At 51.3% G+C, this 15,329-nt stretch carries 9 protein-coding genes; 7 read left to right on the top strand and 2 right to left on the bottom strand.

Annotated elements, in window-relative coordinates:
* Positions 1-117 precede the first annotated feature (117 nt).
* From PBN151_RS10765 to deoC, 4 genes are all read left to right on the top strand, one after another.
* Positions 118-897, top strand: a complete 780-nt coding sequence (locus PBN151_RS10765) for a 16S rRNA (uracil(1498)-N(3))-methyltransferase (RefSeq protein WP_072728991.1) — start codon at positions 118-120, stop codon at positions 895-897.
* 3 nt (positions 898-900) lie between these two features.
* On the top strand, positions 901-2,241 hold the full coding sequence (mtaB, locus tag PBN151_RS10760) for a tRNA (N(6)-L-threonylcarbamoyladenosine(37)-C(2))-methylthiotransferase MtaB (RefSeq protein ID WP_072728910.1): 1,341 nt from the start codon (positions 901-903) through the stop codon (positions 2,239-2,241).
* A gap of 194 nt (positions 2,242-2,435) precedes the next feature.
* Positions 2,436-2,867: an NUDIX hydrolase gene (locus tag PBN151_RS10755; RefSeq protein WP_028531296.1), complete on the top strand. Its 432-nt coding sequence runs from the start codon at positions 2,436-2,438 to the stop codon at positions 2,865-2,867.
* Between the two features lie 33 nt (positions 2,868-2,900).
* Positions 2,901-3,614, top strand: a complete 714-nt coding sequence (deoC, locus tag PBN151_RS10750; protein WP_072728909.1) for a deoxyribose-phosphate aldolase — start codon at positions 2,901-2,903, stop codon at positions 3,612-3,614.
* Here the strand turns inward: deoC and PBN151_RS10745 are convergent.
* Positions 3,547-4,512: a Na/Pi cotransporter family protein gene (locus PBN151_RS10745; protein WP_072728908.1), complete on the bottom strand. Its 966-nt coding sequence runs from the start codon at positions 4,510-4,512 to the stop codon at positions 3,547-3,549. The genes deoC and PBN151_RS10745 overlap by 68 nt on opposite strands.
* A 105-nt stretch (positions 4,513-4,617) precedes the next feature.
* On the opposite strand from PBN151_RS10745, the gene PBN151_RS10740 reads away from it, so the two are divergent.
* Positions 4,618-6,000, top strand: a complete 1,383-nt coding sequence (locus PBN151_RS10740; RefSeq protein ID WP_072728907.1) for a class I SAM-dependent rRNA methyltransferase — start codon at positions 4,618-4,620, stop codon at positions 5,998-6,000.
* A 156-nt stretch (positions 6,001-6,156) separates the two neighbouring features.
* Here PBN151_RS10740 and PBN151_RS10735 read toward each other — a convergent pair whose 3' ends face one another.
* The gene (locus tag PBN151_RS10735; protein ID WP_072728906.1) at positions 6,157-7,134 is read right to left on the bottom strand and encodes a DUF1835 domain-containing protein; all 978 of its coding nucleotides are present in this window, start codon (positions 7,132-7,134) and stop codon (positions 6,157-6,159) included.
* A 282-nt stretch (positions 7,135-7,416) separates the two neighbouring features.
* Between PBN151_RS10735 and addB the strand changes: the two genes are divergently transcribed.
* Positions 7,417-11,019, top strand: coding sequence for a helicase-exonuclease AddAB subunit AddB (gene addB, locus PBN151_RS10730; protein ID WP_072728905.1), 3,603 nt, complete (start codon positions 7,417-7,419; stop codon positions 11,017-11,019).
* On the top strand, positions 10,997-15,328 hold the full coding sequence (locus PBN151_RS10725) for a UvrD-helicase domain-containing protein (RefSeq protein WP_072728904.1): 4,332 nt from the start codon (positions 10,997-10,999) through the stop codon (positions 15,326-15,328). The genes addB and PBN151_RS10725 overlap by 23 nt, the downstream gene beginning before the upstream one ends.
* Position 15,329 lies beyond the last annotated feature (1 nt).

The following is a 15,329-nucleotide window of genomic DNA, read 5'->3' as shown; positions in this document are numbered from 1 at the left end:
ATGCCTGCGCAGCAAGCTGTCCACGCTGTCTAAGGAGTAACCAGAATACGAGTGAAAAATGTTGACAATGCTGGCGAATGCCGCTTAAAACGTGTATGATGAGGAATGTTGATTACGATGCAGAAATATTTTGTGCCCTCCGCGCAGTTCGGAGATCAAAGCATACAAATTACGGGCAATGATGCCCACCATATTATGAACGTAATGCGCCTCAAGCCTGGAGCTGAGATATTGGTCAGCGATGGGGAGAAGCGTGAGGCGGTCGTCGTGATTGAGCAGTGTGGTGCGGATGGGGTAGAAGCTCGAATTGTCGAGATGCGGGACTTCGACCGAGAGCCGACCGTACAAGTAACCATTGCGCAAAGCTTGCCGAAAGGCGATAAAATGGAGCTTATCATTCAGAAATGCACGGAGATTGGTGCCGTGCATTTCATGCCGTTCATCTCAGAACGGACAGTTGTTCAATACGACAGCAAGAAGGAAGCGAAGCGCTTGGAGCGTTGGGGCAAGATTGCGAAGGAAGCAGCTGAGCAGTCTCATCGGAATGTTGTCCCGACGATCGCAACATCAATGAACTGGAAGGCCTTGACGGCCCAGTTCGCATCCTATGACCTTGTTCTTATCTGCTATGAGGATGAGCGAGGGACGATGCTGCGTGACGTATTAGAAGCGTTCGCACCTACACAGGGCGACATGCAGGGAGGTATGGCGAAGCAAGCTCGAATGATGGTTGTCATCGGGCCTGAGGGTGGATTTGCTGCGCAGGAAATTCATTCCGCTGTGGAAGCTGGAGCACGATGTGTCAGCTTAGGCCGCCGCATATTGCGAGCAGAAACGGCAGGAATGGCTGCATGTGCCTGCATCATGTATCAATTCGGAGAAATGGGGGGAATGTGAACGATGCCATCAGTAGCATTTTACACATTGGGCTGCAAAGTCAATTTTTACGATACAGAAGCGATCTGGCAATTGTTCAAAAATGAAGGCTATGAGCAGGTCGACTTCGAGCAGACGGCAGATGTATACCTGATTAATACGTGTACCGTAACCAATACAGGCGACAAGAAGAGCCGTCAAATCATTCGTCGCGCTGTGCGCCGCAATCCTGACGCAATTATTGCGGTAACAGGATGCTATGCGCAGACATCGCCTGCGGAGATTCTTGACATTCCAGGCGTTGATCTCGTTATCGGCACACAGGATCGTGAGAAGTTGATGGATTACATTCGTGAGCTGCATGAACAGCGCCAGCCTATTAATGCGGTACGCAACATTATGAAGACACGTGCGTTCGAGGAGTTGGACGTGCCTGATTTCGCAGAGCGGACGCGTGCGTTCTTGAAGATTCAAGAAGGCTGCAACAACTTCTGTACATTCTGTATTATTCCTTGGTCGCGTGGTCTATCCCGCAGCCGTGAAGCGGAGAGTGTGTTGAATCAGGCTCGCCAGCTCGTAGCGGCAGGCTACAAGGAGATCGTGCTCACAGGGATTCATACCGGTGGATACGGCGACGATATGGAGAACTATGACTTGACCGATCTGCTGTGGGATTTGGACAAGGTAGAGGGGCTTGAGCGTATTCGTATCAGTTCCATTGAAGCCAGCCAAATTGATGATCGCATGATCGAAGTACTGAACAAGTCCTCGAAAATGTGTCGTCATCTGCATATTCCGCTTCAAGCGGGCAATGACGAAGTATTGAAGCGTATGCGCCGCAAATATACGACACAGGAATTCGCGGAGAAGATTGCTCGTATTCGCGAGGCAATGCCGAATGTGGCGATTACGACAGACGTCATTGTAGGCTTCCCAGGTGAGACGGATGAGCATTTCCGTCAAGGCTATGAATTTATGAAGCAAGTGGGCTTCTCTGAAATGCATGTATTCCCGTATTCGAAGCGTACAGGTACTCCGGCTGCGCGCATGGAGGATCAAGTAGATGAAGAAGTGAAGCATGCTCGCGTTCATGAACTGATTGATCTGTCTGAACAAATGCAGCTGGAATATGCACAAAAGTTCGTTGGAGAAGTTGTCGATGTGATTCCAGAACGGAACACGAAAGGCGATCAAGGTGCTGGCATGTTGATGGGTTACTCGGACAATTACCTTCAAGTAATCTTCGAAGGAGATGAGTCCTTGATTGGCCAATTATGCCGCGTGAAAATTACAGAAGCGGGCGTGAATGAGAATCAAGGTATTCTTACACGCGTCATTGGCCAGGAGCCAAATGTTGCTTCCTAATCGCCTTGTCTAACCAGGATAGGCTATTGGAAATAGAGAAAAATGCAATAAGCTAGAGAACGAAACAACCGAAACTACTGAATAAAGAATCGAGGAGGATTCTCCGCTCAGCAATGGCTGAATGGATGAAATCCTCTTTCTTTTCGGTTAGGATATATACATAGGAGTAACGAACATAAATGGAGGTGCGCACGATGAAGGAAGTATCCGCAGGAGGAGTCGTTTACCGTAGAAGAGGAGAAGGAATTGAGATCCAACTGATCCAAGATCGGTATGGCAAGATCTCGCTGGCCAAGGGCAAGATGGAGGCCGGAGAGACGATTGAACAGACGGCGTTGCGTGAAATATGGGAAGAGACGGGGATTCATGGACGAATCGATACCAAACTCGATACCATTTATTATCAATATGTACAACCACAAGCGGGTACAATTGATAAAGAGGTGCATTATTTCCTCGTTGAGGCAGAGGAAGGCAAGCTTCATGCGCAAATTGAGGAAATTCGCAGCGTAGAGTGGTACAGTCCGCAAGAAGCGTGGGAGAAGCAGCGTGAGTTCGGATATGATAACAACGACCACATCCTGCAAAAGGCATTTGAGGAATTGTCCATATCCGTAAATCTTTAATTCTCTGCACATTGCAGGAAGGAGAGAGTTTGCATGACGGATCAGCTTCAATTGGCACCATATATCGATCACACCCTGCTTAAGCCGGAAGCGACAGCGCGCGATATTGAGAAGCTGTGTGCGGAGGCGAGCCGATATCACTTCTACAGTGTGTGCGTGAACGGAGCTTGGGTATCCGTTTGTCGCGATCTACTGAATGGAACCGGCGTGAATGTGACGGCGGTATGCGGGTTTCCATTGGGGGCTAGTGCCAGTCAAGCCAAGGCATTTGAAGCGGCTCGGGCGGTAGAGGACGGGGCTGCTGAGATCGATATGGTGCTGCAGATTGGAAGCCTGTTAAGCGGAGATGTGAAGGCTGTTGAACAGGATATCGCCAAGGTTGTCCGGATGGTTGAGGGAAGCGCGATCGTCAAGGTCACCTTGGAGACAGGCATTCTCCATACAGAGCACAAGATTGCGGCATGCAAAGCATCGGAAGCGGCAGGTGCCCGCTTTGTCAAAACGTCGACCGGCTTCGGCAAGGGCGGGGCAACGCTGGAAGATATTCGTCTGTTGCGGGCACATGTACCTGTGCATATGGGCGTTAAGGCTTCCGGCGGCATTCGGGATACCGCCGCAGCGCTCGCAATGATTCAAGCGGGAGCAACGCGCATCGGCACGAGTTTCGGTATTGCAATTGTTAACGGATCCGGTTCCAAACCGGCAGGTAACACAAAGGCAGGGCCAGGAGGGAACTTGCAATATTAAAAATGGTCTGGGCGTGTGCAATCTGGCCGGCGGCGTCGGAGCCAAATACGGCGCTAAGCTGTCCGATCTGGCTGATAAAAGGATAGAATAGGACAGCGCCGCCAATGTTCAGCACGACATGGGTCCAGGCGACGAACTGTCCGCTTCTTGTCCCGCCAAGTGAAGCAATGACGGCTGTGAAGCAGGTGCCAACATTCGATCCAATTGCGATCGCAATGCCAACTTCAACGGGTAATGCCCCGGTAGCTGATAATCCCATGGCCATTGCAATAATAGCTGCACTGCTGTGCACGAGTGCTGTTATGACGACGCCCGCTGCCAAGGCCCAGAGCAGACTGTCGCTTGATCGTTCCAAGAACCAAGTGAATAATCCGCGCTGCTGCAGCGGCTCACTAATCTGCTTCATCCATTCAATGCCGAGCATAATGAAGGCGAAGCCAGCTGCGGCAAGGGAGCCGAATTGGAGCGGTCGCCACCAAGAGGCGATGCGGTGCAGCAGCTTAGGCTGATATTCGTCGGCCAATGCCCCAATGAACCATCCGGCTAAGGACAGGAAGAGGAGGGGCTTGGCGAATTGGCTTATATTTAGACTAATCAACTCGGTTGTCAGACAAGTGCCGATATTGGTGCCTAGAATGATGCCGAGCGTGCGGGAGAAGTTCATAATACCGGCATTGACCAGACCTATCGTAATGACCGTGATGGCCGTGCTGCTCTGCAGTACGGCTGTCATGCCTGCGCTGAACAGCATTCCATGTATAGGGGTGCGGGTAGAACGGTATAGAAACCGCTGCAGGTAGGGGCCAGCCCAAGCATGCAGGGCAAGCTCCATTGTTTTCATTCCGAATAGAAACAATGCCAATCCGCTAAGGAGCGGGAACCAAATTTCTTTAAACATGAAGGGCTCCTTTGTCATCCATAATTCGTCGCAATAAGCTATTCCATTCTATGCTTGCGAGTGGACAACCATGACATGCCATTGGAGCTGAGAGGAGAACTGTAATTGAATAGGCCTTATGTGAAATTAATCCGTTCGCGGAAAAAGAGAATTGAACGCTCCCATCCTTGGGTATATCAATCAGAGATTGAAACAGTCGAAGGAAATCCTCAGCCGGGGATGCTTGTCGATGTCCAGAACGCTCAGGGGAAATACATTGCAACAGGCTATTATAATCCTGCCTCGCAAATTACGGTGCGCATCGTATCCTATGAGCCAATTGAAGCAATGGATGAAGCCTTCTTCAAAGAGCGAATCGAACGTTGTGTTGCACATCGTCAGCGCTTCTTGCCTGGAGCCAAGGCTTATCGCCTCGTATACGGCGAAGCAGACTTTCTGCCAGGACTTATCGTGGATCGCTTTGGCGATGTTCTCGTCGTGCAGATTGTGACGCTGGGCATGGATGTCCATCGGGAAGCGTTGGTGGCAGCCCTAGTCGATGTCATGCAGCCGCGCGGCATCTATGAGCGCAGCGATGTGCCAATTCGTGAGCGTGAGGGTCTTGAACTGAAGACAGGCGTGCTGTATGGAGATTGTCCGCGCCATGTCCAAGTAGAGGAGAACGGGCTTATCATCGAAGTTGATATCGTAGAAGGGCAGAAGACAGGCTACTTCTTCGACCAGCGTGAGAACCGCGCTTCCATTGCGCCGCTTATGACAGGCTGGGGAGCTCGAAGCGGTATCCACATGGGTGAAGTAGAGGCCGAGGATGGAACCGTGCAGAGCTTGCCACTTAATGCGAAGGGAAAGCCGGTTACATTCCCATGGTGGGATGGTGCGACGGTGTTGGAATGCTTCTCTCACACAGGAAGTTTCACGTTGAATGCTTGTAAATATGGAGCCAAGAAGGTCACTTGTCTCGATATTTCCGAGCATGCGATCGAGAGTGCAAAGCGCAATGTCGAACTGAACGGCTTTACAGACCGTGTTGAGTTTGTCGTTGCGGATGCCTTCGCCTATTTGCGTGAGCAGGTTCATGGCTTGGAGGAGCGCACGCAGCGGGCAAGCGGAGAATCTAGTGCGAAGAAGGTGGATACTTCGAAACCGATGACTGCTGGAGGCGGACGTACGTGGGATGTCGTCGTGTTGGATCCTCCGGCCTTCGCGAAGACGCGAGGTGCTGTCGAAGGCGCGTACCGGGGCTACAAGGACATCAATCTTCATGGTATGAAGCTGGTCAATGAAGGCGGCTATCTTGTGACAGCAAGCTGCTCCTATCATATGCGTCCGGACATGTTCATGCAGTCCATATTGGATGCAGCCCAGGATGCAGGCAAGGTGCTGCGCCTTATCGAATGGCGTCCTGCCGGCAAGGATCACCCGCAAATTGCGGGAGTGGATGAAGGTCATTATTTGAAGTTCGCCATCTTCGAGGTTCGCTCGAAGTAATCTTCCTAAAGTATCGATAGGATAAGGAAGAGTAAACAAGAAAAGCGCCATTCATTGCAGACAGGTTTGGGATCGTCTGCAATGAATGGCGCTTGCTGTATTTATGGGATAAAGTCAGCAGTTAGCATATATTCGAGTTTCTTCGGTTTCTTCACTCTATGCTCTTATTCCAGCTGTCGATCGGGTAATAAATGCGCCGCCAAGCCAGCGTCCATATCCACCAGTCTGAGCCCAGTTGAGAGTACCATCCAGTACCTGCTGACCGCTTTTGGTTAAGAGGAGGTGACCAGCATCGGCTAATGGAGACATGAGAGGTTCCGGCAAGGAGGATGAAGAGGGAGAGAGCTCAAGCAACGGAGCGTCTCCGCGGGTCATTCGGCGCAGGTATCCCCAGAACTGCATATCCCCAAGTCCGTATTGCGGCAGTTGATTGCGAACAATCTCGAAGCAATTCTGAAATGTAACAGCCCCATCTTGAACAGCGCCTAGCGTGGATCGCTCGACAATCCCGATTCCATCCTGTGTTGAGGGGTAACGGGAGAGGTGGAATTGAAGCGCTTCCGTAATAGCGCAAAATGGAGCAGGGATACTGCTTGATTCCTGAACCCATTGTGCAATTTTCTGTGGGTTTGGACTTGTATACGCAATCCAAGCAGAACGCATCCATTCGATGCGCTCAGCGGATAACCGTATGGCGGCATCTCGATAAGGGGCCAACTGCTCTCCCGTAAGCACCCCAAATCCGAGATAGCGATCATGTTCAGCAATGGAGGCGATGTCGATCCAATATAGCTTGGCATGCGCATTCTCTTGTGTCAGGCGATCTACTAAGCGGAGCAGCATGGTAATGTCGAACAGATCGTGTTCGAACCATAATGCAATCTCTTGAGCAGGCAAAATATCTGATTTCCACGTGCGTTCCTGTTCATTTCCTCTTTGCAAAAAAACAGTGGAAGGCAGCCCGCACATTCGCTCCAATTGCAGCGCTCGATAAGCCAGATACTGCTCAAGCCTAGCGTATACGGGGCCTTCGGTCAGCAGCTCTGAATATACCCATACCTGCTCATTCCACAGCTGTTCGGCGACTTTGGTTAGCTGCATGGCAGTACAATCTCCATTGACAATATGTATCATGACAATCAGCCTCCTTATTCGAATAGAGGGTAGGTTGAACATGAGCCTCGCCTTCGATTACGAAGTTACATGATGCACTGCAACTCACAAGAAGCAGATGGCGAATATCGGCATCGTTTCCAAACATGTGTTCTATCGCTAGTTTGAAATATGATATAATGAAACCTAATGCTAGAATCGGGTGTAACCGAAATTATATACCAATTATTGGTTTGATCATAGTGTATCATATCGTGGCAAGTAGATGCCATGAATCGCATTTAGGGAAATGGAGGGATCACTTTGCCGTTGCATTTTGTCATCGGTCGTTCCGGCAGTGGCAAGACGGAGCATGTGTTAAGAAGCTTACGAGATGAGCTTCGCAGCCAAGCGGACGGGGCACCGATTATATGGATAGTCCCCGAACAGGCAACCTTTCAGGCAGAGCATGCACTCATTCGTGAGGATGGAATCGCTGGCATATTGAGAGCGCAAGTACTAAGCTTCCGGCGACTTGCGTATCGCGTCATGCAAGAGGCTGGCGGCACTGCACTAACAGCGATCAATGAAGAGGGCAAGAAGATGCTGCTCTACAAGATTTTGCAGCGCCGCAAGTCAGATTTGCCTTTATTTGCGGGTGCAGCAGAACAATTCGGATTTATCGAGAAGCTTAACGATCTCTTTGATGAGATGAAGCGGTATCGAGTAGAGTCCAGTGAAGTTGAGGAGCATCTTGCTTTTTTGGACGCTCACATGACAGGACAACCGCTGTTATCCGCGAAGCTTCGCGACATTTCCAGCATCCTGCATGAGTTTGAATCGGAATTGGCTGGTCGTTACTTGGATGGGGAAGACGTGCTTGCTCGGTTGTCCGAGGGTGTTGCAGCATCGGAGTACGTGAAGAACGCTGATATTTGGATTGACGGGTTTCACGGATTTACCCCACAAGAATATGCGGTTCTCGCTTCGCTCATTCTCCATGCGCCGAATGTAAGTGTGACGCTGTGTTTGGATAAGGCTTATGCGCTTGGCGAAGTTCCGCATGAGCTGAATTTGTTCCATCCAACGGCAACTACTATGCTGAAGCTGTTAGAGATGGCCGATACGCTTGGTGCGGACATCGGAAGCATAACGCATCTTGACTCGAAGGAAGCGCCACTTCCTCGTTATACAGCTTCTCCGAAGCTTGCTCATCTGGAGCGGCATTTTGAACGCAAAGTGCCCTATCGTGAACCGGAAGTTAATGTGAAGAGCAAGGATAGCCATGCGTCCGATCACGATACGAAGCGAGAGGTTACGGTGCAGGCGGCAGTACATCGCCGCGCCGAGGTTGAAGCGGTTGCTGGGGAAATGCTGCGGCGTGTGCGCAACGAGCAGGTACGCTGGCGGGACATGGCGGTAATGGTGCGGAACATTGCACATTATGGTGAGCTGATTGATACGGTATTCACCGAGGCGGGGATTCCCTATTTTACGGATCAGAAGAAATCAGTACTGCATCATCCATTTGTTGAGATGACGCGAGCGGTGCTTGATATCATAATAGGCAATTGGAAATACGACGCAGTATTTCGGTTTGTTAAAACCGATTTTTTGCTGTCCGAAGATGGTTCGATTACAAGAGAGCATTTTGACAAGTTGGAGAACTATGTGCTTGCATGCGGCATCGAAGGGGGCAGGTGGACAAGCAAGCGTCCATGGCCTGCAATGCCGGAAATGTCGCTTGATCCTGATCATGCAGATGGAGCAGCGGAGGGCACAACTGAAGAAGCTGAGGCTGTTGAACGGCCAAGACATGCTCCAGAGTGGGTGGAGCAATGCCGCAGCATCATTGCCGATCCGATTGCTGAGCTTGCACGCGCAATGAAGGCGAGCTCGAACGTTCGCGGCATGTGCGAGGCTATGTATGCGTTCTGGATGGCGCTTGGTGTGCCTCATAAGCTGGAGCGCATGAGCCAAGATGCATTGCTTGACGGAGAGGTTCAACTATCACGGGAACATCGGCAAATATGGGGGGCTCTCTTAGATATATTGGATCAAATGGTAGAGATGGTCGGCGAAGAGAAGATGAGCATTGAATTGTTCGGCGGCATGCTGGATACCGGATTTGAGAGCATCAAGATGGCGCTTGTTCCGCCAGCGCTGGATCAAGTGCTCATTGCTTCGATGGATCGGACAAGACCCGGCCAAATTAAGCACTTATATATGCTTGGCGTGAACGATGGCGTTATACCGGCTCGTCCGATTGAGGATGGCGTGCTTACGGAGCATGAACGGGACACTCTGCAGCAGATAGGCATGGAGCTCGCGCCTGGCGTCCGCCGCAAGCTTCTGGACGAGCGGTTCTTAATTTATCAGTCCTTCGCGACGCCTAGCGACAGTCTGTGGATTAGCTACGCACTCGCTGATGAAGAAGGGAAGACATTGCTGCCGTCCGAGGTGGTTCGGCATGTACGCGGCATGTTCCCACGTGTACAAGAGCGGCTCGTCATGGCTGAGCCGAATGAATTCATGAATGAGGAGGAGCAATCGGAATTCGCTGTCTATCCGGAATCTGCGCTGAAACACCTGATTGTTCAGCTGCGACAGTGGCGCCAAGGAAGACCAATGGCGAATATATGGTGGGATGTATACCGCTGGTTCGCCGCGCAGCCAGCATGGCATGATCGGCTGAAGGTGCTGATGGGCTCGCTATTGTATCGGAATCAAGCAGAGACACTTACTCCGACCACAAGCCGTCACTTGTACGGTACTGCCTTGCGAACCAGTGTGTCTCGCATGGAGCGCTTCGTAGCCTGTCCGTTCTCGCACTTCGCCTCCCATGGCTTGAAGCTGAAGGAACGTCGGGTATATCGATTGGAGGCTCCAGACATCGGGCAGTTGTTCCATGCAGCGCTCAGCCGCTTTGCCATAGATTTGCAGAGCTCGAATCGAACTTGGGCAGCACTGTCGGCGGATGAATGTCGAGCAGAAGCAGATCGTATCGTGGATATGCTTGCCCCAAAATTGCAAGGGGAGATTCTGCTTAGCTCGAAGCGTTATGAGCATATCTCGCTCAAGCTGAAGCGAATCGTTGGCCGTGCTGCTTCCGTGCTTGGAGAGCATGCTCGCAGAGGTCAGTTTGAGCCAATTGGACTGGAAATGGATTTTGGTCCGGACAAGCCGCTGCCGCCGCTTCGATTTACTCTAAGCAATGGATGTACGATGGAGATCATCGGGAGGATTGACCGGGTAGACAAGGCGGACAGTGACCACGGCGTGCTGCTTCGCGTCATTGACTATAAATCGAGTTCGACAGATTTGAAGCTGCAGGAAGTGTATTACGGTCTGTCGCTGCAAATGCTCACTTATTTGGATGTATTGATTACGTATGCGGAACTGTGGCTCGGCTCGTCGGCATTGCCTGCTGGCACACTCTATTTCCATGTTCACAATCCTTTGTTGCAGGCGGCGAATGGAATGAGTGTGGAGCAAGCTTATGAGCAAATGATGAAGAAATATAAAATGCGCGGACTCGTCCTGGCGGATCGCGAAGTTGTGTCCTTGATGGATGAGCCGCTTGAAAAAGGGTATTCAGACATTCTCCCGGTTGCGGTGAAGGCGGATGGGTCGTTCTACAGCAATGCATCTGTTGCGACTACGGAGCAATGGGATATGCTGCGGGGGACGGCTCGTCATGTGATCCAAGATATCGGAACCCGGATTACAGATGGTGATGTTCGGATAGACCCTTATCGCCTTGGGACGAAGAAGGCATGTGATTTTTGCAGTTATAAGCCAGTTTGTCAATTCGATGAGTTGACCGAAGGCAACGACTATCATGTATTGCCGCGGATGACGAAGGACGAAGTGTGGATGAAGATGGAAGGAGGAGCAGCGGACAATGAATCAGAACGAGAATCATAATGGGGACGAAGCGCTCGGCGGCAAGCGGCAGCAGGAGCTGGAGTTCGATCTGCTGAATCTGAATTGGACACAGTCTCGTTCTGTAGAGGCATCGCCTACAGTAAGGGTGCTGCCAGATAAGCCGGAAGGAAGCACCTGGACAGATGAACAATGGCGTGCTGTCGTTGACGGGGGACAAAATGTGCTTGTCGCAGCTGCTGCTGGATCAGGGAAGACAGCGGTTCTCGTGGAGCGTATTATTCAGACGATTAGTGATGAAGAACACCCCGTTCATGTCGACCAGCTGCTTGTCGCAACCTTTACAAAGGCGGCTGCATCCGAGATGAGAGAGCGTATTCGACTTGCCTTGGAGCGGGAATTGGAGGCGAAGCCTGATTCTGAGCATCTGCGCCGTCAACTGGCGCTATTGAATCGCGCTTCTATCACGACACTGCATTCCTTCTGTCTAGAGGTTATTCAGCGCCATTTCCAATCGGTGCAGCTCGATCCGGCCTTTCGCATAGCAAATGACACGGAGACAGAGCTGCTGCGGCAGGACGTATTGGAGGAATTGTTTGAACAGCGCTATGCGGACGGTCACTCGGAATTCAAGCGAATGGTTGATTGGTTCAGCGGGGAACGCAGCGATGAAGCCGCATTCCGCTTAGTGCAGCAGTTGTTCGACTTCTCGCGCAGTCATCCATGGCCGGATGAATGGCTGAAGGAGATGGCCGCTTCGTTCGAGGTGCAATCGGTGGAAGAACTGGGCAAGTCACCTTGGACGACAAGTGTTATGCAGGATGCACGCCTGACCTTGAATGGAATTGTAGAACTGCTGCGGCAGGCGTATCGATTATTGGACGCTCCTGGAGGCCCTGAGCCCTATCGGGAGGCACTAATTCAGGAATTGTCAGGTGCTGCTGCATTGGCTGAGGCCGCTGAACATGAACCATGGGAGAGGCTTTTCTCCTCATTTGACTTATTGGCGTTCGGCCGTTTGGCTGCTTGCCGGGGAGATAAGTACGATAAATCACTGCAGGAGCAGGTGAAGCGTCTTCGCGACCAAGCAAAAGCGAGGCTGCAGCAGCTGCGGGACGAATTGTTCCGCAGAACACCAGAGCAATTTCTACAGGAACTGAACGTGATAGCCCCAATCATGCATACGCTGGCTGATGTTGTCATTGAATTCGGTGAACGCTTTGAGGAAGCAAAGCGCAAGAAGGGATGGCTGGATTTTTCGGACTTGGAGCATTATTGCCTTCGAATATTGCGCCATCCAGACTCGACACCAGCGCATACGATTCCTTCGGAGGCAGCTAGACAGTATGAAGAACAATACGTTGAGATCCTGCTCGATGAATATCAGGACACGAACATGGTTCAAGAAGCGATTGTGAATCTGATTACGCGTTCCGGCGCTGGCAACCGCTTCATGGTAGGGGACGTTAAGCAGAGTATTTACCGCTTCCGCCTTGCTGAACCAGGTCTGTTCTTGAGCAAATATGAATCTTATTCTTCAGATAGCTCCGAGCAGAAGGGGATACGCATTGATTTGGCACGCAATTTCCGCAGCCGACAGGGTGTAGTAGATGCGGTCAATATGCTGTTCCGCCAGATCATGAATGACCGAGTAGCTGAGCTGAAATATGATGAAGCTGCTGAGCTCGTTTGCGGGGCGACTTATCCAACCTTGGAACAAATCAGCGATGAATTGCGTGCTGCTCAGCGCGAGCCGAATATGGAGCAGCTTGCAGAACGCCAAAACTATGCAACCGAACTGGTGCTCATTGAGAAGGCTAGTGCAAGTTCTGATGGTGAGCTGGCCTCCGATGAAAATGAGGATATTGATTCAGATGTGGAAGCTGCGGCTGTCGAAGCGCTTGATCCTGCTGAAATGGAAACAGCACGCCTTGAGGCGCGGGCAATTGCGGCAAAAATCCGCAGGCTGCTCGGGGATGAAGGAACAGAACCGTTCCTCGTGTACGATAAGCATTTGAAGCGAATGCGTCCAGCGACGTATCGGGATATTGTAATTTTACTTCGGGCGACGCAAGCATGGGCACCGCTCATGGTAGAAGAGCTGAGATTGGAAGGCATTCCTGCTTACGCCGAGTTCAATACGGGCTATTTTCAGGCTACGGAGGTAGAGGTTGTACTCTCTTTGCTTCGTGTTATTGATAATCCGCAGCAGGATATTCCATTGGCGGCGGTTCTCCGCTCTCCGATTGTCGGACTTACGGCAGAAGAGCTGGCACAAGTTCGACTTCAGGGAAAGGGTATTTCTTTCTATGATGCTGTGTGTAAAATGATGCAAACCGAAGCGGGAGAACAAGAAGCTCAGGAGGTATCAAGCGACACTGACTTGCAGGATAAGCTGTATCGCTTTCTGTACAAGCTGGAGCATTGGCGGTCGGCGGCACGTCAAGGAAGTCTATCGCAGCTCATATGGCGGCTGTACCGAGAGACGGGGTATTACGAATGGGTAGGCGGCTTGCCAGGAGGTATGCAGCGTCAGGCCAATCTGCGAGCGCTATATGATCGGGCACGTCAATACGAATCCTCTTCCATTCGCGGTCTGTTCCGATTCCTACGCTTTATTGACCGCATGCGCGATACAGGAGGAGACTTGGGAACTGCTCGTGCGTTAGGGGAACAAGAAGATGTAGTTCGCATTATGACGATTCATAAGAGTAAAGGGCTGGAGTTTCCAGTTGTTTTTGTTGCAGGACTGTCGAAGCGATTCAATCAGCAAGACTTGAACTCGCCATTCTTGATGCACAAGCGGCTCGGATTCGGGCCGAAGTTCGTAGATGAAGAGCTCCGAGTTTCTTATCCGACACTTCCGAACTTGGCAATTCGCAGGCAAATGAAACTGGAACTGCTTGCTGAGGAGATGCGGGTGCTGTACGTCGCCTTGACAAGACCGAAGGAGAAGATGATTCTAATCGGTACTGTCAATGATCCAGAGAAGTCAATTCGGGAGTGGGGAGAAGCACTCGATGTAGAGTCCTTGCTGCTGCCTGATTATATGGTGGCACGGGCACGTTCCTACATGGATTGGATCGGGCCATCTGTTATTCGACATATGTCCGCGTCGGAATGGCGCCGATTCGCGGGGCTTCCGAATCGGAACGGGGAGTGCCTGCATGACGATCGCTCGGAGTGGAGACTGTCAATTATGTCCGCCGCGGTTCTTGCATCTGGTACAGCACTCGGCGGAGTGGAACTGGATGAGGATAAGGCGCAGGTGCTTGAGGCATTGGAACGGTTGGAAGTGCAGGAGAACATGCCGTCAAGCGATTGGCAAGCTGTGCTGGATGAGCGGCTTCGCTGGCGGGATCCGAATCGGATTGCAACTTTACTACCGGCGAAGACTTCAGTCACGGAAATGAAACGGATGTCGGCGTCGGATGAATGGCCAGCTGACCAATGGATTTCAGAGCCTCGTACCGACGAGCATGAGCCGATCAATGGAGCGATGGCTGGAAATGAAACAACTATAGTCAATGGTCATTCCTTGGAGATATCAGGGGGGAATAGCTCCGCTACATCTTCTCCTCAGAGTGAAGAGGGCTTCACGCTGCATCTGCGCCGTCCTAAATTTATGGAGGCCAGCAAGGTGACGCCAACGGAACGGGGGACGTTATATCATCTCTTTATGCAGCATATGCCTCTGCATTCGGATGTGACGATAGATACTGTTCGCAATACTCTGCTTTATTTGGTACAGCATCAATATATGACGGACAAGCAAGCGGAAGCGATTGATCAAGCTGCGGTAGCTGGCTTTTTCGAGAGTGAGGTTGGCCGTCAACTGCTGCAGGCAACATGGGTGAAGCGAGAGCTTCCGTTCAGCTATGGTCTGACAGCTGCTGAAGCTTATACGATCGAATTGACGAGACAGCTGCATCTCAGTTCCGGGAATAGCAATCTCGCTCAGGAGCCCCCTGCTCATGAAGATGTGCCGGTAGCTGAGCCAGTTTCTAGCGAACAACCAACGCTCGACAACGATCGGTCGGGGAAATCGTCGATGGAGCGGTTTGTCGCAACTTCGACCTTCGCGGCACGAGACACATCTGGCTTGCTTGATCAGGAGACGGTACTTGTTCAAGGGGTCATAGACTGCCTGTTCGAATGGGAAGGGCAGCTCGTGCTGCTCGATTATAAGACAGATAAGGTGCTTGCACATCGAGGCGGCCTAGAGGCGCTAACGGAGCATTATCGTTTCCAGTTGAATTTATACGCACGTGCAATCGAACAGATATGGCATCGTCCAGTCGACCGTAAGGTGCTGTACTTTTTCGATGCTAAGCAAGCGTGTGAACTATAGT

It is taken from the genome of Paenibacillus sp. NAIST15-1 (assembly GCF_001894745.1).
Lineage (GTDB): Bacteria > Bacillota > Bacilli > Paenibacillales > Paenibacillaceae > Paenibacillus_B > Paenibacillus_B suaedae.
This window is presented reverse-complemented; position numbering and strand designations above follow the sequence as displayed.